General features: G+C 39.8%; 17 protein-coding genes, 2 tRNA genes, 3 rRNA genes and 1 pseudogene. 3 read left to right on the top strand and 20 right to left on the bottom strand.

Annotated features, from left to right (window positions below; translation table 11 throughout):
- Positions 1 to 3 precede the first annotated feature (3 nt).
- The 4 genes from ABLB98_RS02790 to ABLB98_RS02775 all read right to left on the bottom strand — a co-directional run bounded on the left by ABLB98_RS02790 (position 4) and on the right by ABLB98_RS02775 (position 5,225).
- On the bottom strand, positions 4 to 1,668 hold the full coding sequence (locus ABLB98_RS02790) for an outer membrane protein transport protein (RefSeq protein WP_348883638.1): 1,665 nt from the start codon (positions 1,666 to 1,668) through the stop codon (positions 4 to 6).
- Positions 1,669 to 1,680: 12 nt separating this feature from the next.
- Positions 1,681 to 2,796, bottom strand: a complete 1,116-nt coding sequence (locus ABLB98_RS02785; protein ID WP_249571074.1) for a hypothetical protein — start codon at positions 2,794 to 2,796, stop codon at positions 1,681 to 1,683.
- A gap of 45 nt (positions 2,797 to 2,841) precedes the next feature.
- A complete protein-coding gene (locus ABLB98_RS02780) occupies positions 2,842 to 3,675 on the bottom strand; it encodes a C39 family peptidase (protein WP_249571073.1) in 834 nt (277 codons plus the stop codon).
- A 353-nt stretch (positions 3,676 to 4,028) separates the two neighbouring features.
- On the bottom strand, positions 4,029 to 5,225 hold the full coding sequence (locus ABLB98_RS02775; RefSeq protein ID WP_249571072.1) for a DUF6160 family protein: 1,197 nt from the start codon (positions 5,223 to 5,225) through the stop codon (positions 4,029 to 4,031).
- Positions 5,226 to 5,743: 518 nt separating this feature from the next.
- On the opposite strand from ABLB98_RS02775, the gene ABLB98_RS02770 reads away from it, so the two are divergent.
- Positions 5,744 to 7,093, top strand: a complete 1,350-nt coding sequence (locus tag ABLB98_RS02770) for an anthranilate synthase component I family protein (protein ID WP_249571071.1) — start codon at positions 5,744 to 5,746, stop codon at positions 7,091 to 7,093.
- A gap of 13 nt (positions 7,094 to 7,106) precedes the next feature.
- Here ABLB98_RS02770 and hisC read toward each other — a convergent pair whose 3' ends face one another.
- The 16 genes and pseudogenes from hisC to ABLB98_RS02690 all read right to left on the bottom strand — a co-directional run bounded on the left by hisC (position 7,107) and on the right by ABLB98_RS02690 (position 24,119).
- A complete protein-coding gene (gene hisC / locus ABLB98_RS02765; RefSeq protein WP_348883633.1) occupies positions 7,107 to 8,192 on the bottom strand; it encodes a histidinol-phosphate transaminase in 1,086 nt (361 codons plus the stop codon).
- 64 nt (positions 8,193 to 8,256) lie between these two features.
- Positions 8,257 to 9,546, bottom strand: a complete 1,290-nt coding sequence (hisD, locus tag ABLB98_RS02760; protein ID WP_348883634.1) for a histidinol dehydrogenase — start codon at positions 9,544 to 9,546, stop codon at positions 8,257 to 8,259.
- Positions 9,547 to 9,677: 131 nt separating this feature from the next.
- Positions 9,678 to 10,309, bottom strand: a pseudogene (locus ABLB98_RS02755) (DUF4272 domain-containing protein).
- A 172-nt stretch (positions 10,310 to 10,481) separates the two neighbouring features.
- Positions 10,482 to 11,171, bottom strand: a complete 690-nt coding sequence (hisG, locus tag ABLB98_RS02750) for an ATP phosphoribosyltransferase (RefSeq protein ID WP_348883635.1) — start codon at positions 11,169 to 11,171, stop codon at positions 10,482 to 10,484.
- Positions 11,168 to 12,427: a UDP-N-acetylglucosamine 1-carboxyvinyltransferase gene (gene murA / locus ABLB98_RS02745; RefSeq protein ID WP_348883636.1), complete on the bottom strand. Its 1,260-nt coding sequence runs from the start codon at positions 12,425 to 12,427 to the stop codon at positions 11,168 to 11,170. The genes hisG and murA overlap by 4 nt, the downstream gene beginning before the upstream one ends.
- A 6-nt stretch (positions 12,428 to 12,433) precedes the next feature.
- Positions 12,434 to 12,685 carry a BolA family iron metabolism protein IbaG gene (gene ibaG, locus ABLB98_RS02740; RefSeq protein ID WP_004663844.1) on the bottom strand — a complete coding sequence of 84 codons (252 nt, stop codon included), beginning with the start codon at positions 12,683 to 12,685 and terminating at the stop codon, positions 12,434 to 12,436.
- 135 nt (positions 12,686 to 12,820) lie between these two features.
- The gene (gene raiA, locus ABLB98_RS02735) at positions 12,821 to 13,162 is read right to left on the bottom strand and encodes a ribosome-associated translation inhibitor RaiA (protein WP_005158799.1); all 342 of its coding nucleotides are present in this window, start codon (positions 13,160 to 13,162) and stop codon (positions 12,821 to 12,823) included.
- Between the two features lie 166 nt (positions 13,163 to 13,328).
- Positions 13,329 to 14,777: an RNA polymerase factor sigma-54 gene (locus ABLB98_RS02730; protein ID WP_348883637.1), complete on the bottom strand. Its 1,449-nt coding sequence runs from the start codon at positions 14,775 to 14,777 to the stop codon at positions 13,329 to 13,331.
- 694 nt (positions 14,778 to 15,471) lie between these two features.
- Positions 15,472 to 15,586, bottom strand: a 5S ribosomal RNA gene (rrf, locus tag ABLB98_RS02725).
- A gap of 195 nt (positions 15,587 to 15,781) precedes the next feature.
- Positions 15,782 to 18,673: ribosomal RNA gene (locus ABLB98_RS02720) — 23S ribosomal RNA — on the bottom strand.
- Positions 18,674 to 19,086: 413 nt separating this feature from the next.
- Positions 19,087 to 19,162, bottom strand: a tRNA-Ala gene (locus ABLB98_RS02715).
- Between the two features lie 51 nt (positions 19,163 to 19,213).
- Positions 19,214 to 19,290, bottom strand: a tRNA-Ile gene (locus tag ABLB98_RS02710).
- Between the two features lie 59 nt (positions 19,291 to 19,349).
- Positions 19,350 to 20,886, bottom strand: a 16S ribosomal RNA gene (locus tag ABLB98_RS02705).
- The 16S, 23S and 5S rRNA genes sit together here with 2 tRNA genes alongside, the layout of an rRNA operon.
- Before the next feature lie 414 nt (positions 20,887 to 21,300).
- Positions 21,301 to 22,362: a DUF6670 family protein gene (locus ABLB98_RS02700; RefSeq protein WP_348883448.1), complete on the bottom strand. Its 1,062-nt coding sequence runs from the start codon at positions 22,360 to 22,362 to the stop codon at positions 21,301 to 21,303.
- Between the two features lie 16 nt (positions 22,363 to 22,378).
- Positions 22,379 to 23,212 (bottom strand): CDP-diacylglycerol--serine O-phosphatidyltransferase, encoded by an 834-nt coding sequence (pssA, locus tag ABLB98_RS02695; protein WP_005162376.1) that lies wholly within the window; start codon positions 23,210 to 23,212, stop codon positions 22,379 to 22,381.
- A 49-nt stretch (positions 23,213 to 23,261) separates the two neighbouring features.
- On the bottom strand, positions 23,262 to 24,119 hold the full coding sequence (locus ABLB98_RS02690; RefSeq protein WP_004658904.1) for a 23S rRNA (adenine(2030)-N(6))-methyltransferase RlmJ: 858 nt from the start codon (positions 24,117 to 24,119) through the stop codon (positions 23,262 to 23,264).
- 119 nt (positions 24,120 to 24,238) lie between these two features.
- On the opposite strand from ABLB98_RS02690, the gene ABLB98_RS02685 reads away from it, so the two are divergent.
- Together ABLB98_RS02685 and ABLB98_RS02680 are read left to right on the top strand one after the other, a co-directional pair.
- A complete protein-coding gene (locus ABLB98_RS02685) occupies positions 24,239 to 24,850 on the top strand; it encodes a 2OG-Fe(II) oxygenase (RefSeq protein ID WP_087548316.1) in 612 nt (203 codons plus the stop codon).
- A gap of 64 nt (positions 24,851 to 24,914) precedes the next feature.
- Complete coding sequence (locus tag ABLB98_RS02680) at positions 24,915 to 25,442, top strand: hypothetical protein (RefSeq protein ID WP_087542767.1); 528 nt, start codon at positions 24,915 to 24,917, stop codon at positions 25,440 to 25,442.
- Positions 25,443 to 25,455: the final 13 nt, after the last annotated feature.

The raw sequence follows: 25,455 nt of genomic DNA, 5'->3' as shown, positions 1-25,455 counted from the left end.
ACATTACCATTTTGTTCTATAGCTGATACCAAGCAAAGTTACCTTAGTATTGGTTTTAATATCTAGGCCTGCATACGGGTTTAATAAAATATTATCAACCCCTGTTTTATTTGCAAGGCTACTAGTATCTGCAGGAATATCATCACGACTCCGTAAGAAGCCAATTGAAAGATCCAAATCTGTATCTTGATCAAATCGATAACCAGCACCTAAACCAAATAATTGAGCATTATTAATAGGTACCATCGTATTTCGTTTATCGTCAGGAATCGAACTCGTGCGAGGCTCATAACCCATGCGTAACTTCAATCGATCAGTTGCAGAATATTCAAAACCAATTCCCCAGCGCCAAGATGATTGGAACTTTAAAGGTAAGGCTAAAGAACGATCCGTCACTTCAGCAGACAAAAGTTTAGCAACCTTTAATAATGATATTTGTCGATCAAATTCAAACTTAAACTTATCCCATGCAGCGAAGTCGGTCCAACCAAGATCAAAGTTCATTTGCAAGTCGGGAAATATTTTATATTTTATACCCGCTTTAAAATGTTGTGGATATTTAAAATCCATAGCTACTAAACCAGATTCCACATTAGGAATATACCCAGGGAAGCCAAGAATTGCCGCAAGAATTTGACCAGTCGCTGACGAATTTAAACCAGCTATGAGTTGTTGCGGAGCTGTCGCATTATTAATTAAATATTTACCTCGCAATCGCATTTTAGCTTCACTTTGATAAACCATACCAAAACTAAAATCATCGGTTGGCTCCCATAATACGCCCAAATTATAACTTGGACTTAATGATTGCTCTAAAGATACATCCATTGCCCCCACTTTACTAAACGGGTTCATACCTTCTTTGGCGTTACAAATACCAAATAATAGTAAATCGGTGATAATATCCCCATTATCCTTAAATGGAGTACATACCACTTCATCTACCATTCGCAATACACCAATCATTTCATTTGGAAAGCGTAGATCCGTTTTAAGTGCGATCGCTTGGTAAGACATACCAAATGATGCACCAACTGATAAATGATCATTCACTTGATAGCCAAAAGAGGGCGATAAATAGGTAATACGCTCTAATGCAACTTGTTGGCCCATATAATTACTTGGATTACCATCTTCTGCGCCAAAACCTGCAACTAATGGTGCGTACATAGCTGTCGCATAGGTTACTTTGGAACCAGGTGGCTTATAAGCAATCGCTGCAGTTGGTGCAGCTAATGGAGCATTAGGTCCTAAATCTACGATTTTTTTAAGAATCGGTACATAAATACTTGCGTATTCAACGTCCCCGTGAACTGTTCCTTTGAAATCTGTACAAATTCCAGTTCTAACTTCTGGTCCGTCATTACAAACCAATGGATCATCGGAATAACCAAAAACGTTATAATTAGCTGGTGCTGAATACTCACGTTGAATAGCAAAGTTAGCTAAAATACCTTGCACATCAGTTTGCAACCCATCAATCTTAGCTAATGCTGCTGGATTAAAATGTACCGCACTAATCCCTGGTGGATCAGCAGTAACTGCATTTCCTAATGATAATGAACGTAAATCTACAGATAAGTCCTGTCCTAATTGTGCGTTAGCAATATTAGATAAGCTAGCTAAAAAAATTGCTGCCGTTAAAGGACATAATTTTAGGTATTTCACCATTACATCTCCTTAACGAACTTTTTTGCCGAAACCTATAATATCGAGTGGGAATGACAAGCCCAAGGACACATCTGGCGCATCTTCCGTTAACCCAATAGCAACCGTGCCATTTACAATTGTCTCTGGTGATACCCTTACGCCCAATGCAAATGACAACATGGCACTACTTTGATCGGCCGATTGATAACTTTCATCATTCTTGAAGTAAAATTTTGCACCAGTGTTAAAACTTTGCTGATAGGACATTGTGAGTGATACGTCGTAGTTAAACGAATATGCAAATCCGAATGAAAACCCACCACTTAAACCTGGATCGAAACTATCCAACACTCTGCTTCCGCGTAATTGGTTAAGTCCAGATTCTTTCAGACCATAGCTCGCCGATACTGAGCTAAAAAGCACAACAGGATCGATGTATTTGCGAGTACTTGCACCAAAACCAACAGAATAATAACCTTTACCAGTTGACAGCTCATCAATACCAATTTCATAAGGGCTATCACCAGTTTTCGTTGATAAACTACCAAAAAGTACTAATGGGAGACGACCTTGCTTTAATGGAAATGGCTCCCAACGAGCACCAAAAGAAACATCACCCAAACCCGCAGCAGTTTTTTGTTGCAATAAATCTTTTTTTGCTATAAGAGGAATAGATGCTGATAAGGTCAAGTTATCAAGTAAACCATATTGGGTAGTAAATGTATTTGTAAGTGTATGGTTTGCATCTTCTTCAACACGTAAGCGTTGTAAAGCACTTGTACTATCGCCCGTAGCAAGATCTAGTCTACTATCTCGATAGTATGTGTAATCAATGTCATAATAAGAAGAAATAACACCTTTTTTTATCAATGAATATTGACGTTCGTTAGATGTAAATACTTCTTGTAAATTTGTTTCTTTAGTCGCATCACCTTCTTGCTTTTGTAATGCATTTGCTGCTTGTGTTGCTTGACTATCACCAGCTTTTACATTGGACTCATCTTTCACTGCATCTGTAGCTTGATCTACTTGCGCTGTTTGTTCGGTCTGAACTTCCGTTGATTTCTGTTCTTCAGCATAAAGTGTTGTTGTTACTGCACTCATACTTAATGCCAACACACTGATGTTCATCCATGGACTTTTCATTTTGCGTTACATCCTATTAATACATTAATTTTAATGATTTATAAATTACTTCCGCTTGTAATATAAGCGCATAAAAGTCGTAATTGGTTGATTGTAAGTAGCAGAGGTCGGATCTGCATCTAATACTTTACGCATCGTTGATGCCTTATCAGCCATACGTTCAAACTTTTGTGTCGGAAACTGAATTTCCGCAAGCGCGTATTTATTAACAGTTGCATCTTCTACATGGCGCATATCCGAGTCTTGCAGCGCTAATAGGTTTTTACGGTACTGCTCAGGAATATCAACGATGAAAAGCGTATTATTATCCCAAATTTGTTTAAAGCGAATTTCATCAAAACTAATATTGCCTAATGATGGATCTGCAACATACACTCGCCCATTCTTATATGCTTTATACACAACAAAATGTTTAAAGCCAGCATAGGTAATAGGAACAATTGCTGGCTGCTTCAATGAAGTTAAGTCAGAGAACTCTCCACGATAACCACCACTATTTATCCCCAATGCAGAGACAAAACGTTTCATGTCCAGTAATGAAAAACTACGGCGTTCAATAATTCGCTGATATTCCCCATATTGCAATAAACCACTCATGGTTTGCTGTTCGGTCAGACGCAAACCACCATAACCGTTTAGAAGTGTCGTTAATGCGGCTGATCCACAACTGTAGTCATAGGCCTGACGAACAATCCCCCGAAACTGGTCTTCTATAGCGGGTTTAATTGTGACCGCTTCACGATGGTTGCGAGTAAATGAAGGGTTACGAGAATCTAACGTTTCTGTGTAATACACAGTCCCCTCTGGCTTTTTTTCTATTTCGAAGGCTTGCGTTGTAAAGTAATACATCAATGCTGAGCCTAAAGCGATCTCTAACATAAGTCTCTTTTTCTAACCATGGCACAACTTGCCTTATTCGTTTTATTGTTAGTGTTCGTAAACACCCCATCCTTGTTTGTTGAAGATACCTTTTTTTATAAAAAAAAACAGCTTTTTTTTAGTTTTTTTTGACGAAATGTTGTCTTTTTTTATACTTTAGACTCATTTTTATAGTTTAATATGATAAACATTACAATATAGAAACAATATTCTTTATTTAATTCTTTTTTACTTCCTATTGCATAACATTTTCATCTGAATTTTATATTAATTAAATCCCCCCTATCAATAAAAAAGCATTAGTGTAAAAACAAAAAAAGCGCATAATGCGCTTTTTTTGCTTGGCAACTAAATTAGTGACCAGAGATTGTGATCATAGCACCAGCGCGTTCGTTCGCATTGGTAGCGCTGAAACCAGCACCATTGTTATAATAAGTTGTCATGCCTTGGATTTCAACATCACCAATTGAACCAGCATCTTTACTACCTAACTTAACAGTTGAGATGTACATATCTTGGCTATCACCAGCTTTCAAAGCTTGACCGTAAGTTGTACCAGAACCTGTTGTAATGCGTAAGAAGCCGTTATTTACCGCGCTCTTACCAAATACATTTACTTTTGCGTTCATAGTTAAGCCACCAGTCGTACCAGAATTAGCATCTTTAATTTTGATACTACCTAGATTGATTTCACCAGCAGCTGTTGTATTAACTGGAGTACCACTTACGATTGCAACAGTTTTCCCTTTGGTTGAATTATCTAAAATACCAAGGTTTGAAATTTCAAGACCACCTGACATTGTAGTATTCAATACAATCATTGCACCTTGTGGAGCAGCACCTAGCTGAATATTTGCATCCATTTTACCAGTTTTTAAAGTTAAACCTGATAAGATTGCATTATAGTTACCAGAATTATTGCCGCGTCGAACATCACCCACAACTGAAGCATTTGAAGCAGACACACCAATTTCACCGATATAGATATCTAAACCAGATACTTTAGCAGCTACGTTAAGGAATGCAGAGTTACCACCATTATCAGTACCATTACCTGCATCTGTATCGATTACAAGTTCAGCTAAAAGACCTGAAGTTAATTTACGAGTTGTGTCATAAGCGTTACCAGCAGCATTTACAGGCGCTTCAATTACGATACCTTTATTTTCAGTTTTACTACCGCTCTTACCATCAGATTTAATAACGATTGCACCCGCATTTCCTGTACCACCCAAGCTACCTGCAACTACTGTAGTAGGGTTAATATCAGTAAGAGTAAGAGTCGTGCCGTTAGCTAAGTTATAAGCGTCTACCGCTGCTTGGTCAGCAAAAACAGTACCAGCGCTACCGCCATTTAATAATGAATCCAAACCATTATTATCGTGGATTAAAACTTTATCAATTTCAATTTTAGAGATACCGATACCAATATTGATACCGTCTTGACCTGTTGCAGCGCTTAGTGCAGCATCATCCATTGACTGCATAGCCATTGCATTCGCGCTAATCGCCATTGAAGAAACTAAAGCTAGTTTAGTAAACATTTTCATTGAGCACTCTCCCAAGAGCATTTATTTTTTGACTTTCACTACTCTAAACTGTCCACGGTCGTTTTTTTCTTAATGACAACTTGAACTTCCAATCCTTGAGTAGTTCGTTTAGCAAGTACTAAATTACAGGTTTGTTATTTTATGTTCAACTACTGTTAATCGATTTTTATAAACAACCCGACAAACGGCATAATACTTTTTTCGTGCACCACTTTAATTTATATGCTCTAACATATGGAAAGCACTATAGTTTTTTAATCAGCATTTTTAGAAAATCATAGTCAAATATCCTATTTAAACCTTTTATCATCCGCCCAAATCACTGCAAAATGTAAACAATTGTGCTTTCTTAAACCAATTCATGAAAATTGCAACTTGTTTTACAATTTCAGTAGACAGAATCACAATACATTTCAGAAATATTTTTCAACTTTTATCTATAGGATAAATATCAGTAGAGTTTAGATGATTGTAGTACAATTATATTTTCCAAATGTATATGAATGTATTTTTGTTATATGTCTCATTTTCAGCAAAAACTTGACACGCAACTCACCTCTGCATTTGACCTTCTTATACAACTGAATGAACTCACTGGTTTAGTTTATTTATATGACAATCACACTCCGACAATTGGTTTTTTGCCTCAAGAATTTTTAGTATTAGAACAGTCAGAACTCAAAAAATTTTGTAAAACTCAATTTAATAAATATAAGAATGTACAAGCAACCTTACCTATTAGCGATTTTTTAAATTTTCAACCCCATTCACAAAGTTCAATGAAAACTACTTTTGGTGGTGGATATATTGGCTTTTTTAGCTATGACTATAGCGCAAATCAATTTATAAACATGGTCTCACGAAATCAACCCAGTTTTTTCTTAGGTCTATATTCGACTTTTTTAAAGTTTCAGGATGATGCTTGGTATTTTTATAGTGATGAAAATGAAGCGGAAAGTATCTATCAAAATGTCATAAATCTAATCAATCAATCAATCAATATTCAAAAAACACCTTTCTCATTATTAGAAAAATGCTATCCGCGCTGGTCTAAGCAACAATACCTACATGCATTTAATCAAGTGCAGGAATATATCAAAGCTGGTGACTGCTACCAGATTAATTTAACTCAAGAGTTTATTGCAAAAACAGAAGGCTCATTATTAGATCGAGCACAGGATTTATGGGCGCTCACCCATGCACCTTATGCTGCCTATCTCAAGATACATGATTTTGAGCTACTCAGCTGTTCTCCAGAATTGTTTGTCGAGTTTCAAACAAATCGAAAAATTAAAACACGACCAATTAAAGGTACAATGCCTCGTTTTGATGATGCCGAGCAAGACCAACAATCTAAAGATCAGCTCAGCCGCTCTGAAAAAGATCAGTCTGAAAATGTGATGATTGTTGATTTACTTCGTAATGATTTAAGTGTTTATGCAGAAACAGGATCTGTAGAAACTACAAAACTTTTCGAAATTGAAAGCTTCAACCAAGTCCATCATATGGTCAGTGAAATCACTGCAACCTTAAAAAAAGAAGTAAACCCCATGCAGATGTTATTGTCCGCCCTTCCGGGTGGTTCAATTACAGGGGCACCGAAAATTCGCGCTATGCAAATTATTAATGAATTAGAGGGTGCTCCACGTGGCGCATATTGTGGAAGTTTGGGTTATTTTAATTTTGATGGAACAGGTTGCTGGAATATCTTAATCCGCAGTATTCAAAAATATCAGGATCAATTATCGATGTGGGCAGGTGGCGGCATTACGGTTGCTTCTGATGCCGAAGCCGAGTACCAAGAATGCTTTGATAAAATTTCTGCCATGCTTGATTTGCTCAATACATGGCAAAAATCTGAGAACTAAATTTTTGTACAAATTATAAAATTTGCGTTTTAAGTGTATCGACTAGACGTTGATTTTGTTCATCGGTACCAATTGTGATACGTAAAAATTGATTAATTCTTGGTTTATTGAAATAACGCACAATAATACCATGCTCACGTAATTGTTGAGCCAGTTGAGCAGCATCGTATTGAGGATGCGTGACAAAGATAAAATTGGCTTTCGATGGTAATACATCAAAACCTAAAGCCACGAGATCACCAACTAATTTTTCTCGACTCTCAATCACTTTGGCACATTGCGCTTCAAAATAAGCTTGATCGTCAAATGAGGCTACCGCTGCGGCAATCGCAAAACGATCGATTGGGTATGAATTAAAGCTATTCTTTACAGCTTCAAGTGCAGCAATCAAATGCGCTTGTGCAATCGCAAAGCCGACACGTAATCCTGCCAATGAACGCGATTTCGATGTGGTTTGGCAAACGACTAAATTTTCGTAACGATTGACCAATTGCACTGCTGACTCTGCACCAAAATCGACATAGGCTTCATCAATCACCACGACTCGATCAGGATTTGTTTTAAGTACTTGCTCAATCTGCGCTAATCCTAATGCAATGCTGGTTGGCGCATTTGGATTAGTAATGATAATACCGCCATTTTCCTGTTCATAATCCGACACATCAATTTCGAATTTTTCATTCAATGGAATCTGCTTGGTCTGAGTTCCAAAAAACTGGCTATAAACAGGATAAAAACTATAGGTAATATCTGGGTAGAGAATTGGCTTTTTCTGAATAAAAAAAGCCTTAAAAATATGCGCTAAAACTTCATCCGAACCATTACCGACAAAGACTTGAGCAATATCAACATGCTGCTGTTTAGCAATTGCCTGCTTTAAAGCGGTCGCATCTGGATCTGGATACAAGCGCAAAGCATCGGCTTGGTGAGTTAAAACTGCTTGAACAGCTTCCACAACTTTAGGTGATGGTGGATATGGGTTTTCATTGGTATTAAGTTTTAGTAAGTTCTGAATCTTAGGCTGCTCACCTGGTACATATGGCTCAAGTTCACGAACTTCTGGACTCCAAAAACGCATTTGTTCAGTTGTAAACGTCATTGTTCTACTCTCATATATCTCAAAAAAGGGGCTTCTATCAGCCCCTATATATTCTTCGAATCGGTTATTGATAACGATAGCGTGCCGAGCGTGCATGGGCATCAAGATTTTCTTCAACTGCCAACACATCTGCTGTTTTAGCCAAAGTTTTAACGCCCTCTTGCGAGCACATAATTAAACTTGAACGCTTTTGGAAATCATAAACGCCGAGCGGTGAAGAAAAACGCGCTGTCCCCGAAGTCGGTAAAACATGATTTGGACCTGCACAATAATCACCGATCGCTTCAGGCGTATAACGCCCCATAAAGATCGCACCTGCATGACGAATCTCTTGGCTCATTAATTCAGCATCATCAAGACATAATTCTAAATGCTCTGGAGCAACCTGATTAATCAGTTTAATCGCTTCCGCACGATCCTTTACCAGTACCAACGCACCACGATTTTGAATCGAAGTTCGAGCAATTTCTGCTTTTGGCAATTCACTTAAATGCTTTTCAATGGCTGTTTCGACAGCATTTAAAAGTGCTTCATCTGGCGTAATAAAAATGGCTTGTGCAACCGTATCATGCTCAGCTTGAGACAATACATCCATAGCCAACCATTCAGCATTATTTTTCCCTTCGGCATACACCAAAATTTCCGAAGGCCCCGCGATCATATCAATACCCACCTGACCAAAGACTGCACGTTTGGCTGCTGCTACAAAACGGTTTCCCGGTCCTGTAATTTTATCGACAGCTGGAATGGTTTGCGTTCCATAAGCTAACGCTGCAACGGCTTGAGCACCGCCAATAGTAAATACACGGCTTACCCCTGCTAAATATGCAGCTGCTAAAACCAATGGATTCAATTCACCATTCGGCGCTGGAACCACCATGATAATTTCAGGAACCCCTGCTACATGTGCTGGTAAAGCATTCATAAGTACAGATGATGGATAAGATGCTAATCCACCAGGAACATAAATCCCGACGCGATCAAGTGGCGTGACTTTCTGACCTAAGGTATTCCCCAGATCATCAACATAAGTCCAACCTTCCTGCTTTTGTGCCTGATGGAAAGAACGAATACGTTTTGCAGCCAATTCTAAGGCTTCACGAATTTCTGTGCTTAAGCCTTCAAATGCAGTTTTAAGTTGAGCTTGGGTCAGTTCCAAATCCGAGAATTGATGCGCTGGATGTCGATCGAACTGTTGTGTTAATTTAAGTACATGTTCATCACCATACTGACGAACATCAGCAATGATTTGGTCTACAGTTTGTACTAATTGAGGATCATTCACAGTTTCAAATGCTAAAAGTTCAGCAAATGCCTGTTTAAAATTTTGATCCTGAGTCGATAAACGTCGCATCAATTTACCCACAAGGCGAATAAGAGAAAGCTAAGTTTACTCTTTTTCAACATGCTTGTGGGCAAGATAACATCAGCATTTCCACCTGCTTTAATAGAAAAAATCATTTTTAGGTTTAAATATTTTAGATTTTATGTATTTAAGTCTGGATTATCCCAATCTCCATCATGCTGTATTAGCCAATTCAAAGCACCATGACGTTCCACAACAACTGAAGCATTTAAATTTTCAGGCGCATCTTGTTGTTTTAAAAGAGCATCTACGCATGCCTAATCATAACGATAGGTCAAATCTGCCTGATCTAAAATTTCATCCAGATTTCTTAACTCAACTTGCTGCATAAATTCATCAAATGAGCGACAAGCAGAAACTACCTGAACTGCAAAATCACAATCTGCTATTTCATTTGGAGCATTGAGCTCTTTTACAATTCCGAGTGCCCAAAGTAAAACCTAGTAAGCCTTATATTTCCAAATCATATTCACGACATCTTGTTGAGAAACCTCTTAATTTAAAATATTTTGTTCTTTAAGGGTTAGCTCATCAAATACTTCAAATTTATTTAGCAAATCAACGATAAAGTCTTTAGTTTCTTGATCAAATTGCTGATTTTTTTTAAATCACATGCTACTTGGATAATCATCAAACACGCAATTGCTCGTTTGGCAATACTTTCAACTGAGCGGGCTATAACTTCATCAGCCGATTCAATATGCGGCAATCACTCGATGTAAGGAATAGATTGTGTTTGTAATTTTTAAATAGACTCTTGTTTACGTTACAAGGGCGTTTTCATTCTTATCTCTAATCAAAAAACGATAAACCCTTTTAGCTCACAGCCAAACCTGAAACTAAGACATTCTTTCCCTTAATTAGAAAATTAAGCGATAAAAAAACCGTTCAAAAGAACGGTTTTTGTGAATCATCATACAAAATCATACTGAACGTAATTTCACAGCTTCTTCAAGTTGCGTCAAAATTGGATTTAACACGGCTTGTTTACGTTTAAAGCTCGCTTTATTGACAATTAAACGAGAAGAAACTTTGCAAATTTCTTCTAATGGCTCTAAACCATTGGCACGTAAAGTATTACCTGTATCGACCACATCGACGATGTAATCACCCAACCCAACCAAAGGTGCAAGCTCCATCGATCCATAAAGTTTGATCACATCAACTTGTTCACCTAAACTTGCATAGTATTGACGAGTAAGATTCACGTATTTAGTTGCAATTTTTAAACGACCTTTCGGACGTTCCATGCCAACTTTACCAGCAGTCATCAATTTACAATTTGCAATTTTTAAATCAAGTAACTCATAAACATGTTGGGCGCCATGTTCCATCAGCACATCTTTACCCGCTACACCAAAATCTGCTGCACCGTTCTCAACATACGTCGGTACATCAGAAGCACGAAGAATCAAAATACGTACTTTTTTATGTGTGGTTGGGAAAATTAATTTACGTGATTTATCAGGATCTTCTAATAAATTAATACCCGCATTCTCAAGTAAAGGTAATGTCTCTTTTAGGATACGTCCTTTACTGAGTGCTAAGGTTAAACCATGATCAAAATTATCCATTACATCAAAATTTGGATCATCGTTTCTTAAGTCATTCATCCTTTTACTCGCTTAATCTGAGCACCTAAACTTTGTAACTTTTCTTCAACTTGTTCATAGCCACGATCGATATGATAGATACGATCAACCAAGGTTTCCCCTTCTGCGACTAATGCAGCGAGAACAAGAGAAAATGATGCACGTAAATCAGTCGCCATTACAGGAGCAGCTTGCAATTTCTCTACGCCAGTTACGACTGCATCATGCCCTTCCACTTGAATATTTGCGCCCATACGTGACAATTCAGGAACATGCATAAAACGATTTTCAAAAATTGTTTCTGAAATCGTTGCAAAACCACGACCAATCACATTGACCGCCATAAGCTGCGCTTGCATATCAGTTGGAAATTCGGGATGAGGTAAAGTTCTAAAGCTCACAGCTTTAGGACGTTTACCTTGCATATCTAGTTCAATCCAATTATCACCACGGGTCACTTCTGCACCCATTTCTTCAAACTTATCCAATACTGCTTCTAACAATGCTGGGTCCGTATGCGTGGTTTTAACTCGACCACCTGTAATTGCAGCAGCAGCTAAATATGAACCAGTTTCAATTCGATCAGCAACAACCGCATATTCACAGCCATGTAAACTTTCAACGCCAGTTACAACTAATGTATCTGTGTCCAGACCTTCAATCTTGGCACCCATTTTAATGAGCATTTGTGCAAGGTCAGTAATTTCAGGTTCACGAGCAGCATTACGAATTGTCGTCACACCATCAGCCAATACAGCAGCCATCAAGATATTTTCAGTGCCACCAACAGTGACCATATCAAAAATAACTTCGCCACCTTTTAAGCGACCATCAACAGAAGCATGAACATAACCATTTTCAACTTCAATCTGCGCACCTAAAGCTTCCAATGCTTTTAAATGCTGATCAACAGGACGTGAACCAATCGCACAACCACCAGGTAATGAAACTTTAGCATTTCCATAGCGAGCCAATAGTGGGCCGAGTACCAAAATTGATGCACGCATAGTTTTCACAAGTTCATAAGGTGCAAACTGATTATCTAATGTTGACGCATCCGCACGAACCGTATCCCCTTCATAGCTCATTGTAACGCCTAAGCCAGCAATCAGCTTCACTAAGGTGTTCACATCTTTTAAATGAGGTACATTCGTTAAAGTAATCGGAGAATCTGCAAGAATCATTGCAGCAAGTAAAGGCAGAGCCGCATTTTTAGCACCAGAAATACGTACTTCGCCCTCGAGCTTAACACCGCCCGTAATTAAAAATTTATCCATTAATATTTAAGCTCCGAAAAGGCTTGCTTTACGCCATTCGTCTTTTGTCATTGCGCGAATCGTAACTGCGTGCACTTCACCACTTGCGATATAAGAGTTTAATGGTGCATATACGGCTTGTTGACGAGTAATCGTACGTTTGCCATCAAACTGATCATCAACAATTCGAAGGTCGAATTTCCCAGCTTGGCCACTCACTGCTACTTCTGCTTCAGGGAAAGCTTCTTTTAAAATTTGCGTGAGCTGCTCACTATTCATTACTAGACCTCTTATACAACCATGGCGTCAAACCATACATTTTACTATAACTTTTTCAGATAATTCATTAAGCCTTTTCTTTTTTTATCGATAAAAAAAAGAGGCTAGTTGCAATAGCCTCTTTTGATAAAAAACTTAAGTTAAAATTGCCAGCTCATGTTGATAAGAACACTGTATTTTTCTATGTTTTGCAAGCTGTCTTTTTAGTTTTTCTGTTAATTTATTAATCGAAGTATACATATCATCTGCTGTCGCCTGTGCAAACAGTTCAATCCCCGGTAAGCGAATAATCGCCTCAGCAATATGATTAGAGCTCCCTTTATGAGAACGTCTATCAATTTGATGATCTTTAGCCAATTTGATTTGCATACTATTCACTTGATCTAGATGCTTAGTCATTTGACTAAATTTCATTTTTATATTTTCTTCAATAGCAGGCGTAATAGTTAAATGGTGTCCACGAATCGTTATTTGCATAATTCTATCCCTCACCTTTTCTAAGGATACAAAGAATCGCCTAAGCAAATTTAATGCATATTAAGATTCAACATTCATTAAATCATTTTAGCGATTCCTTTAGTGATTATTAAAAAGATTCATTATTCCGTAATAATGAATCCCTAGAATAGTCACACCTTGAAATTTAGATCAAGACTTTTCTTTCTGAAGATGATGGAATATGTAACGATTCACGATATTTTGCAACTGTACGTCGAGCTACTTCAATCCCCTCATCTTTCAACATTTCCGCAATTGCATTATCAGACAAAGGCTTACGCGGATTTTCATTCGAAACTAATTTTTTAATCATTGCCCGAATCGCAGTTGAAGATGCTTCACCACCTGTCGTTGTTCCAACATGGCTTGAAAAAAAGTATTTCAATTCAAATAAACCACGTGGTGTAAGCATATATTTATTAGTTGTTACACGTGAAACAGTGGATTCATGTAATTCAACTTCCTCTGCAACATCACGGAGAACTAAAGGCTTCATCGCCTCAGGTCCTTGTTCAAGAAAAGCTCGCTGATGTTCCACAATACAAGTTGAAACTTTGAGTAATGTTTTATGCCGTTCATCTATACTTTTAATAAAATTTTTCGCTTCAAGCATTTGATTACGTAAATAAACATTATCATCACTCTGATCAGCACGACGAATCATATTTGAATAAAAAGAATTAATCCTTAATTTAGGCATAACATCGGGATTAAGCTGCACTTGCCAATGCTGATCTTTCTTAGAAACCACAACATCAGGAACTTGATATTCAGATTCTTGTTGGCTAAATTCTAAACCTGGATATGGTTTTAATGTTTTTAATAAATCAACAGCACCTTTCAACTGCTCTTTAGACAAACCTGTTTGTTTCAATAATTTATTTAAATCATTTGCTATTAATAATTCATAATACTTCAGTAAACACTTTGCTTCAGCTAAGTATGATTTTTTTTGATCTATGCCTTCTAATTGGATCTTCAAACATTCTGCTAAATTTCGAGAACCCACTCCAATTGGATCTAAACGTTGAATATGTTTTAAAACAACAATAATTTCATCCTCTTCAACCTCATCAGCACTCTCCATTTCCTGTAATAAACGAGTAACTGTAAGCAAAATATCATCTAATTCAGCATCTAAAAACCCTTTATCATCTAAAGAATCAACGATGCAATAAGCAATTAATTTATCTACTGTAGAAAAATGTAATAAATTTACTTGCTCTAAGATATGTTCTTTTAAACTCAATTGAACTTGACGATTATCCTCTCGTTCCTCATATTCTGGCGACGCTAATGCAGTTGATTGATGTGTATAAATATCATCCCATTCGGTATCAACAGGCAAGTCATTTGGTAAATGATCTGCATTAAGTTCAGTTGTTAAATCTCCTGACTCACTAATCTCTGAAGTAGATAAACTTTCTGTTGTATTATTTTCTTCAATTTTTTCCAGTAACGGATTACTATCTAATTGAATTTGTATTTCTTGCTCCAATTCCAAGCTAGAAAGTTGTAGTAAACGAATTGCCTGTTGTAATTGAGGGGTTAACGATAAACTATTCGCAACTTTCAACCCTACAGATAATTTCATACTAAGACTTCCCTTTTTAAATAAGCAAAAAACATGCCCATAAAAATATTTATAACATAAAGCAATGTTTACGCCTATAAGCAAAGCTCTTTTCTACTGATTAATCTGCTCAAAAATAGCAAAGGTGCAAATATTTATTGTGATAGAGGGTTGTATCCCTCTCATTTAACAAACATGCAAACAGCATAGAGTTATTTTATGTTTTGCTGCTTAAGACATTCAAGCATTTCTTCAAGCACGTTCTGTCCAATCGTTCTTCGCACAAGCTCAATTAAATCCCCTGCTAGAAAACTAGACCAAGTCGTAAGCAGATAAAAGTGTATAAAAAATCATGCTAACCCATCTTTATTAATTATTCGACATACTACTAAGAGAATAACACAACTCTAATTTCTACATATGACACAATTTTCATCAGACTAAAATTTATTCTTAGATCAACTCCCAATTTCTTTGCCCCAGCAATAAAAACACCCCACTCTTTCGATAAGCAGATAAAAGTGTATAAAAAATCATGCTAACCCATCTTTATTAATTATTCGACATACTACTAAGAGAATAACACAACTCTAATTTCTACATATGACACAATTTTCATCAGACTAAAATTTATTCTTAGATCAACTCCCAATTTCTTTGCCCCAGCAATAAAAACACCCCCTCTGCGTATGCGGAGGGGGTGTTTAGAATTAAAAGCTGGCGATGACTTACTCTCACATGGCAAGTGCCACACTACCATCAGCGCTAAGAGGTTTCACTTCTGAGTTCGGGAAGGGATCAGGTGGTTCACTCTTGCTATTGTCGCCAGCAAACTGTTGTGGTGTTTTGGGGTCTTATTGATCATGTTGTGTTTTCACTTCATGTCTGCCTTACTTACGAACCAAAGAGTTATTAACGGATTAGATATTGAGTCTAACTTTGTGTTCAGCATTTTAACTAGTTTTCACACTAAATCAAGTTGTGTATTGAATTTATCTTGAATACAACAACTGTTTGGGTGTTGTATAGTCAAGCCTCACGAGCAATTAGTATTGGTCAGCTTCACACGTCACCGTGCTTCCACACCCAACCTATCAACGTCCTAGTCTCGAACGGCTCTTTAGAGGAATAAATTCCTAGGGAAATCTTATCTTGAGGTAGGCTTCCCGCTTAGATGCTTTCAGCGGTTATCCCTTCCGAACATAGCTACCCGGCGATGCGACTGGCGTCACAACCGGTACACCAGAGGTTCGTCCACTCTGGTCCTCTCGTACTAGGAGCAGATCCTCTCAAATTTCCAGCGCCCACGGTAGATAGGGACCGAACTGTCTCACGACGTTCTAAACCCAGCTCGCGTACCTCTTTAAATGGCGAACAGCCATACCCTTGGGACCTGCTTCAGCCCCAGGATGAGATGAGCCGACATCGAGGTGCCAAACACCGCCGTCGATATGAACTCTTGGGCGGTATCAGCCTGTTATCCCCAGAGTACCTTTTATCCGTTGAGCGATGGCCCTTCCATACAGAACCACCGGATCACTAAGACCTACTTTCGTACCTGCTCGACTTGTGGGTCTCGCAGTTAAGCGCGCTTTTGCCTTTATACTCTACGCGTGATTTCCGACCACGCTGAGCGCACCTTCGTACTCCTCCGTTACTCTTTAGGAGGAGACCGCCCCAGTCAAACTACCCACCAGACATGGTCCTCGCCCCGGATTACGGGGCAGAGTTAGAACCTCAACATTACCAGGGTGGTATTTCAAGGACGGCTCCATTGGAACTAGCGTTCCAACTTCAAAGCCTCCCACCTATCCTACACAAGTAAGGTCAAAGTTCAATGTCAAGCTGCAGTAAAGGTTCACGGGGTCTTTCCGTCTAGCCGCGGGTACACTGCATCTTCACAGCGATTTCGATTTCACTGAGCCTCTGCTGGAGACAGCGCCGCCATCATTATGCCATTCGTGCAGGTCGGAACTTACCCGACAAGGAATTTCGCTACCTTAGGACCGTTATAGTTACGGCCGCCGTTTACTGGGGCTTCGATCAAGAGCTTCGCTTACGCTAACCCCATCAATTAACCTTCCAGCACCGGGCAGGCATCACACCCTATACGTCCACTTTCGTGTTTGCAGAGTGCTATGTTTTTAATAAACAGTTGCAGCGGCCTGGTTTCTGCGGCTGCCAACCGCTCAGGGAGCAAGTCCCATCACCGTCAGCAGCGTACCTTCTCCCGAAGTTACGGTACCATTTTGCCTAGTTCCTTCAGCAGAGTTCTCTCAAGCGCTTTGGTCTACTCGACCTGACCACCTGTGTCGGTTTCGGGTACGATTCCTGTGTAACTGAAGCTTAGAGACTTTTCCTGGAAGCATGGTATCAGCCACTTCACTGTACAAGTACAGCTTGCTATCAGCTCTCAGCATAGAGTACCCCGGATTTGCCTAAGATACATGCCTACAACCTTCCACCTGGACAACCAACGCCAGGCTGACTTAACCTTCTCCGTCCTCTCATCGCATTACACAGAAGTATTGGAATATTAACCAATTTCCCATCGACTACGCCTCTCGGCCTCGCCTTAGGGGTCGACTCACCCAGCCCCGATTAACGTTGGACTGGAACCCTTGGTCTTTCAGCGAACGGGTTTTTCACCCGTTTTGTCGTTACTCACGTCAGCATTCGCACTTCTGATACCTCCAGCATGCTTCTCAACACACCTTCATCGGCTTACAGAACGCTCCCCTACCACGTATACATAGTATACATCCGCAGCTTCGGCACATAGTTTTAGCCCCGTTACATCTTCCGCGCAGGCCGACTCGACTAGTGAGCTATTACGCTTTCTTTAAAGGGTGGCTGCTTCTAAGCCAACCTCCTAGCTGTCTATGCCTTCCCACATCGTTTCCCACTTAACTATGATTTTGGGGCCTTAGCTGGCGGTCTGGATTGTTTTCCTCTTGACTACGGACGTTAGCACCCGCAGTCTGTCTCCCGGATAGTACTCATTGGTATTCGGAGTTTGCATCGGTTTGGTAAGTCGGGATGACCCCCTAGCCGAAACAGTGCTCTACCCCCAATGGTATTCGTCCGAGGCGCTACCTAAATAGCTTTCGGGGAGAACCAGCTATCACCAGGCTTGATTAGCCTTTCACCCCTATCCACAAGTCATCCCCTGGCTTTTCAACGACAGTGGGTTCGGTCCTCCAGTTAGTGTTACCCAACCTTCAACCTGCTCATGGATAGATCGCCTGGTTTCGGGTCTATACCCAGCAACTATACGCCCTATTAAGACTCGATTTCTCTACGGCTCCCCTATACGGTTAACCTCGCTACTGAATATAAGTCGCTGACCCATTATACAAAAGGTACGCAGTCACCGAACAAGTCGGCTCCCACTGCTTGTATGCATGCGGTTTCAGGATCTATTTCACTCCCCTCACAGGGGTTCTTTTCGCCTTTCCCTCACGGTACTGGTTCACTATCGGTCAGTCAGGAGTATTTAGCCTTGGAGGATGGTCCCCCCATATTCAGACAAGGTTTCACGTGCCTCGCCCTACTCGTCATCATTGTGTGTGCCCTTTCGTGTACGGGAATATCACCCTCTACGTTCGCACTTCCCAGAGCGTTCCACTAGAACACACACAACTTAATGGGCTGATCCCCGTTCGCTCGCCGCTACTAAGGGAATCTCAATTGATTTCTTTTCCTAAGGGTACTGAGATGTTTCACTTCCCCTCGTTCGCTTCATAAGCCTATGTATTCAGCTTATGATACCCGCCTTATAGCGGGTGGGTTCCCCCATTCAGAAATCTCCGGATCAAAGGATATTTGCCGCCTCCCCGGAGCTTATCGCAGGCTATTACGTCTTTCATCGCCTCTGACTGCCAAGGCATCCACCACATGCACTTAATTACTTGACTATACAACCCCAAACAGTCGCTAACCCTTACAAGTAAGGTTAGGACAGATTGCTATGCTCGTTTTTCAACTTACATCGCTCTCATCCAGTTTGTTGCTTCGTGAACTTAATCACCGTACAGCTTCAATCTAAATTCATATACCAAAACGCTTGATTCAGTGTTTTTGCTAGTTCTCAATATGTTTAAATCAATCAAATTACTTCGATCAACTTAAATTCTTGAGTGAACAATTTATTTCAGACTCAATTTTCTAATCTGTTAATGATTAACTACAGCCTCGTCAGCTTGCAGTAAACTGTGATAAATCACAGAGATTAATAAACCAAGATCAATTACTTAATCTTTTTATTCATTAAACTCTATAATCTATTTAGCTTTGAATTAATTTCGTTTTTACAAACTCTTTTAATTCATGGTGGAGACTAGGAGAGTCGAACTCCTGACCTCCTGCGTGCAAAGCAGGCGCTCTACCAACTAAGCTAAGTCCCCAGCTTATCACTTAATGAACGATATATCTTAATCTCTAGCTTTGTTGCAGATTGGTGGGTCTGACAAGACTTGAACTTGTGACCCCACGCTTATCAAGCGTGTGCTCTAACCAACTGAGCTACAGACCCTCAGATACATCTTCGAAGAACAACTTGTTGTGGATTCTTACCGATCGTCAATCTTTCGTTAAGGAGGTGATCCAGCCGCAGGTTCCCCTACGGCTACCTTGTTACGACTTCACCCCAGTCATCGGCCACACCGTGGTAAGCGTCCTCCTTGCGGTTAGACTACCTACTTCTGGTGCAACAAACTCCCATGGTGTGACGGGCGGTGTGTACAAGGCCCGGGAACGTATTCACCGCGGCATTCTGATCCGCGATTACTAGCGATTCCGACTTCATGGAGTCGAGTTGCAGACTCCAATCCGGACTACGATCGGCTTTTTGAGATTAGCATCCTATCGCTAGGTAGCAACCCTTTGTACCGACCATTGTAGCACGTGTGTAGCCCTGGCCGTAAGGGCCATGATGACTTGACGTCGTCCCCGCCTTCCTCCAGTTTGTCACTGGCAGTATCCTTAAAGTTCCCATCCGAAATGCTGGCAAGTAAGGAAAAGGGTTGCGCTCGTTGCGGGACTTAACCCAACATCTCACGACACGAGCTGACGACAGCCATGCAGCACCTGTATCAGAGTTCCCGAAGGCACCAATCCATCTCTGGAAAGTTCTCTGTATGTCAAGGCCAGGTAAGGTTCTTCGCGTTGCATCGAATTAAACCACATGCTCCACCGCTTGTGCGGGCCCCCGTCAATTCATTTGAGTTTTAGTCTTGCGACCGTACTCCCCAGGCGGTCTACTTATCGCGTTAGCTGCGCCACTAAAGCCTCAAAGGCCCCAACGGCTAGTAGACATCGTTTACGGCATGGACTACCAGGGTATCTAATCCTGTTTGCTCCCCATGCTTTCGTACCTCAGCGTCAGTATTAGGCCAGATGGCTGCCTTCGCCATCGGTATTCCTCCAGATCTCTACGCATTTCACCGCTACACCTGGAATTCTACCATCCTCTCCCATACTCTAGCTGACCAGTATCGAATGCAATTCCTAAGTTAAGCTCAGGGATTTCACATCCGACTTAATCAGCCGCCTACGCACGCTTTACGCCCAGTAAATCCGATTAACGCTCGCACCCTCTGTATTACCGCGGCTGCTGGCACAGAGTTAGCCGGTGCTTATTCTGCGAGTAACGTCCACTATCCCAGAGTATTAATCTAGGTAGCCTCCTCCTCGCTTAAAGTGCTTTACAACCAAAAGGCCTTCTTCACACACGCGGCATGGCTGGATCAGGCTTCCGCCCATTGTCCAATATTCCCCACTGCTGCCTCCCGTAGGAGTCTGGGCCGTGTCTCAGTCCCAGTGTGGCGGATCATCCTCTCAGACCCGCTACAGATCGTCGCCTTGGTAGGCCTTTACCCCACCAACTAGCTAATCCGACTTAGGCTCATCATTTAGCGCAAGGTCCGAAGATCCCCTGCTTTCTCCCGTAGGACGTATGCGGTATTAGCATTCCTTTCGGAATGTTGTCCCCCACTAAATGGCAGATTCCTAAGCATTACTCACCCGTCCGCCGCTAAGATAAGGTGCAAGCACCTCATCTCCGCTCGACTTGCATGTGTTAAGCCTGCCGCCAGCGTTCAATCTGAGCCATGATCAAACTCTTCAGTTTAAAATCATTTGTACTTTACTAAAAGTACTAAATCTGGCTCATCAATTTTCTGACTAAAAATTCGCTCAAATAAACTTCGAGTAATTTCTACCATTCAATCAATGAAATATTTTCGATCGATCAACCAGTAAAAATCCACACAAGTTGTTCTTCTATTCTCTTAATGATCTTCTCGATGATTCGTCATCATCAAGCTAGGTCGGCTATATTACTCTAATCTAAATTAAAGTCAACAGGTAATTTCGATATTCTTAAAACTCACCAACCAACCCAAGAACCTAACCAATCTAGCCAAATCCTTGTTTCTCAACAAGTTTTTTATCTGCATCACCACCGATGGATGTGCATTCTACAGCATTTCAGTTCGCTTGCAAGTGATTTATTGGAATTTATTTTAATATTCAAACTGATAGATTATTTTTTACACAAATAAGGCTGAAAATGTGGAATTTGGTCTAAGATTTGCTCAGTTTTATTTTTTTCTTGCCAGTGTAAAGGTCTGCAATCGATATATTCACAGTATCCCGTGCCCTCATAACTCCCATTGTCCCATAAGAGTTGATAGTGAAAGCTGCCCACATAACCTGCTGCCAAACCAAATTTATAATCACCTCGACTTTGTGCTGTTAGTTGAAAGACAACAACATCCTTTTCTGAATATTGCCAACTAAATTCTCGTGGTAAATACATATCTCGTCCATTTGGTGTTTGTACTTTTGGATAAACACGGCTGACATCAAAAATGACTTGATCATCATAAAGTCGAGATTGCTGTTCATTCGACTGAATTTCAATCCGAGAAAAAATAATACTATTCCACTGGTTTCTGAGTTCGGACAAAATAATTTGCAAATCTGCATTAATCTGAATGATTTGATAGGTAAAAAAATGAAAGGCTATAAAGGGCAAATACATGGCTCTAGCATGTTTTAAAATACCCTGTGCTTCAATTTGATACTTTTGTTTTTTATAGGTGATTTCCCCTTCACATTGGCAACGCACATACCAATAATCGCCAACTCCCCATTGTAAAGCTGAATGATTTTCTATTTCAGAGTCAATATTCACTTGGAGTTGACAACCGAGCTCATCATCATCACGCTTAAAATAATAATTTGGGAAATCAACTTGGATTTGATCTACATCTAAAAACTGATAACGGTCTTGCTCCAATTGACACTGCTCTTTGGCACTATAACTTTTGAGATGTCCAACAGTTGAGGCACTACTACTGACCAAAACGGTCGCAGTATCAATTGCCGTCGTAGTAATAGCACTGGCGTTATAACAAATCGGAATGCGAGGTTGACCGATTAGACTAATAAAATTTAAGTAATAAAAGGGCTCAGGTAAATTCGGCAGAATTAAAGCTTGATAAACAATTTTAAATAAGCCTTTTGGCGGATAGAATGTTAAAGCCTCTGACTTATTGAGGTTCAGCCGCTTTAATTGATTGTTATTCATCAATATTGGCATACTGAACCTCTCTTTTCTAAGTTATTATTTTTGCTTCATTCTTTTTTGCAAATAAAGTCGTTACAAAGCCTGAAAGTACATAAAGAATACATACAATCAAGATCCCTACTGGAATGTTGTACGTGATTGCTGCAAAAATCAAGACCACAGGCAACATCACAACAAAAGGTACACGTTTACGATCCATTTGTTTAAATGAATAGTATTTGATATTTGAAATCATAAGTAAACCAACACCAACCATCACAACAGAGTTGATTACTTGAATCACAATATCTTTTAAATCAAAAACAAATGGGAAATCACGACCGACCCACACCACTGAAATCACAGTAACAGCAGCTAATGGGCTCGCAATTCCAATAAAGTAACGCTTATCCACCACACCAATTTGCACATTAAAACGTGCTAAACGAAATGCAGCACACGCGGTATAAATAAAACAACAAGCTAAACCGATACGTCCAAGGTCATGTAAACTCCAGCTATACATCAGAATCGCTGGTGCAACACCAAAAGCTAATAAGTCAGAAAGTGAATCATACTGCTCACCAAATGCACTTTGCGCACCGATTGCGCGTGCAACTCGACCATCTAATCCATCAAGCAATGCAGCTAAAAAGATTGCGTAAATCGCCTGATTAAAGTTGCCATTCATACTCGCAATAATGGAGTAAAAACCAGAAAGCAACGCTGCTGTAGTAATAAGATTAGGCCATAAATAAATACCACGGCGTTTTACTTTTTGCCCTTCATGCGTTTGTTCTTCTTCTTCTACTTCAAAGGTGATGCCATCAAAAGAATGGTCTTCTTCATTTAAATCAGCATCAGGTTTAAGAGAATTTGTCATTATTTTCAATTCCTCGAGAATATTTTGACTTCTTTAGTGGCGAGATGGGTTATTCACCCACCAACCAACGCACAGCGGCATGACCACCATTTTCACTCATACGTAAATGCGGGAATAGCCATTGTAGGGCCTGATCTGCATCTTCTGAAAATTTCCAGGGTGGGTTGATCACTAGCAGACCACAGCCATTCAAGCCAACTGGTGTATCATCTGGCCATACACAGATTTCACAAATTAATTGGCGACGAATTCCTGTTTTGAACATTTTCTTTTCAAAACGTTCAATCATGGCGCGATCTTTGATTGGATACCAAACTGCAAACACACCTGTTGGCCATTTTTTATGTGCGGCTTGGAGAATTTCAACCAATTGTGGGAAGTCTTTACGCTCAATTTCGTAAGGTGGGTCAATCATGACCAATCCGCGTTTTTCTTTAGGTGGAATGACACCCATCAGACCTTCATAAAAATCACGCTCATGCAAACCCGCACGTTTATCGCGAATATTAAAATACAATTGTTGAAACACATCACGCTGCATTTCAAATATAGTTGCTTTATCAATATCACGCATGCCTTCAAGCGCAAACCAAGGTGAACCTGGATAAGCGCCTTTACCTGAACCTGCACGCATATCTTCAACAATTTTAAGATATTGTTTTATGCCTTCAGGTGCATTACGTTTAATCGAATCATCAAGCTTGACCAAACGGTGGATACCCGTTAAAAACTCACCTGATTTTTGTGCTTCAGACGTAGATAAATCATATTTACCTGCACCACCATGGGTATCGATATATCGATAAGGTTTATCTTTAGCATTTAAACGAGCGAGCAGTTGAAGCAAAAGTACATGCTTCATAACATCGGCAAAGTTACCCGCATGGAAATGGTGACGGTAATTCATGTTGACAATTATTCCTCAATTCAAAGGATAGTTTAACATGAAAGAAAAAAGTATTCTTTAGCGTTGATGTGATCATCTAAAATTGCACTGTAATCAACTTACTAATGAACTGGAGTTCTATGCAACAAACCTCTTTCACAAGTTCATGGAACTTAGATCAAATTTTAGATGATTTAAATGAATTTGGTTTTGCTCTAATTGATGATGTCTACTCGGCTGAATATGTGGAATCGCTAGTACAAGAATGCAGCACCCATCTTGCTGAATTCAGAGCAGCAGGAGTACAAAACGGCGTTGTCAGTCATATCCGTAGTGACCATATTCTATGGATTGATGGTCAGTTAGCGATTGCCCAACAGCATATCCAAGCTTTAGAAGAGTTCTCACAAGCGTTAAATCAGGCTTTTTATCTTGGGATTAAAGAAGTAGAAGCACATTTTGCCTGCTATAACGCAGGTGAATTTTATGCTTTACATCGTGATAATCCTCAACAAAAAAATGACCGCATGATTTCAACCGTTTTTTATCTACATAAAGATTGGCAGGAAGATTGGGGTGGTCAATTACGTTTGCAGGATAAAAATGGTCAATGGCATATTATCCAGCCCACGCCTAATCGTCTGGCGATTTTCCAGAGCGATTTATTACATGAGGTTCTACGCTCAAATCACCAGCGCTTGTCGATTACTGCATGGTTACGCAGTGGAGGCTCAATCTGGAATCAGGGCTAAGCCCTTTAAATTCAAGAAAACAGCCTTATATAGCTAAGCATAACTGATGATTATGGATCAATACATGTCGAATGAGACGAAACAAGTCATTGCACGAATTGGTGAAACTGACCAGCTCTTTTTAGAGAACAATAGTCCTGAACTTGCTTTAGAGCGTGCTGATCTGCGTTTACAGCTAGTCGTACTCAGCCATGTACGTCAGGAACAATTACACTTCTTACAGGAAGCAATCGTACTGCTTGAACAAGCACGTATTGAATATGATGAAATGCCATTAAGTTTGTATTTGAATTTGTCTTTATGTTTAGCCAAAGCGTATATGATTTACTTTGAGATAACCAAAGAGCAGCGTTTTGCTTTAATTACACAGCAAATTCTTAAACCTTTGGCATATACAGAACACTTAGAGATTTATTTCTTCTTGGCTTACGCTTCAGCTGCGAAGCAAGAACCAGCATTAACACGGCATTGGCTAACGAAATACGTATCTTGCTTAGAACATGATTTAGAGTTATTGCAGCTTCATCCTGCTTTTGGTGAAGTCCGCAAAGAAGAATGGTTTAGCACCCTATTACGCAATAAAGCTCACTGATGTGAGCTTTATT

This window comes from Acinetobacter yuyunsongii (assembly GCF_041021915.1).
Taxonomy (GTDB): Bacteria; Pseudomonadota; Gammaproteobacteria; order Pseudomonadales; family Moraxellaceae; genus Acinetobacter.
Note: the sequence above shows the minus strand (reverse complement) of the source record. Positions and strands in the feature narration are given on the sequence as shown.

Bases quoted from the DNA above. Each gene is read 5' to 3' on its own strand.
- ABLB98_RS02785 (WP_249571074.1), bottom strand. From the start codon at position 2,796: ATGAAAAGTCCATGGATGAACATCAGTGTGTTGGCATTAAGTATGAGT.
- ABLB98_RS02780 (WP_249571073.1), bottom strand. From the start codon at position 3,675: ATGTTAGAGATCGCTTTAGGCTCAGCATTGATGTATTACTTTACAACG.
- ABLB98_RS02775 (WP_249571072.1), bottom strand. From the start codon at position 5,225: ATGAAAATGTTTACTAAACTAGCTTTAGTTTCTTCAATGGCGATTAGC.
- ABLB98_RS02770 (WP_249571071.1), top strand. From the start codon at position 5,744: ATGTCTCATTTTCAGCAAAAACTTGACACGCAACTCACCTCTGCATTT.
- hisC (WP_348883633.1), bottom strand. From the start codon at position 8,192: ATGACGTTTACAACTGAACAAATGCGTTTTTGGAGTCCAGAAGTTCGT.
- hisD (WP_348883634.1), bottom strand. From the start codon at position 9,546: ATGCGACGTTTATCGACTCAGGATCAAAATTTTAAACAGGCATTTGCT.
- hisG (WP_348883635.1), bottom strand. From the start codon at position 11,171: ATGAATGACTTAAGAAACGATGATCCAAATTTTGATGTAATGGATAAT.
- murA (WP_348883636.1), bottom strand. From the start codon at position 12,427: ATGGATAAATTTTTAATTACGGGCGGTGTTAAGCTCGAGGGCGAAGTA.
- ibaG (WP_004663844.1), bottom strand. From the start codon at position 12,685: ATGAATAGTGAGCAGCTCACGCAAATTTTAAAAGAAGCTTTCCCTGAA.
- raiA (WP_005158799.1), bottom strand. From the start codon at position 13,162: ATGCAAATAACGATTCGTGGACACCATTTAACTATTACGCCTGCTATT.
- ABLB98_RS02730 (WP_348883637.1), bottom strand. From the start codon at position 14,777: ATGAAATTATCTGTAGGGTTGAAAGTTGCGAATAGTTTATCGTTAACC.
- ABLB98_RS02700 (WP_348883448.1), bottom strand. From the start codon at position 22,362: ATGCCAATATTGATGAATAACAATCAATTAAAGCGGCTGAACCTCAAT.
- pssA (WP_005162376.1), bottom strand. From the start codon at position 23,212: ATGACAAATTCTCTTAAACCTGATGCTGATTTAAATGAAGAAGACCAT.
- ABLB98_RS02690 (WP_004658904.1), bottom strand. From the start codon at position 24,119: ATGAATTACCGTCACCATTTCCATGCGGGTAACTTTGCCGATGTTATG.
- ABLB98_RS02685 (WP_087548316.1), top strand. From the start codon at position 24,239: ATGCAACAAACCTCTTTCACAAGTTCATGGAACTTAGATCAAATTTTA.
- ABLB98_RS02680 (WP_087542767.1), top strand. From the start codon at position 24,915: ATGTCGAATGAGACGAAACAAGTCATTGCACGAATTGGTGAAACTGAC.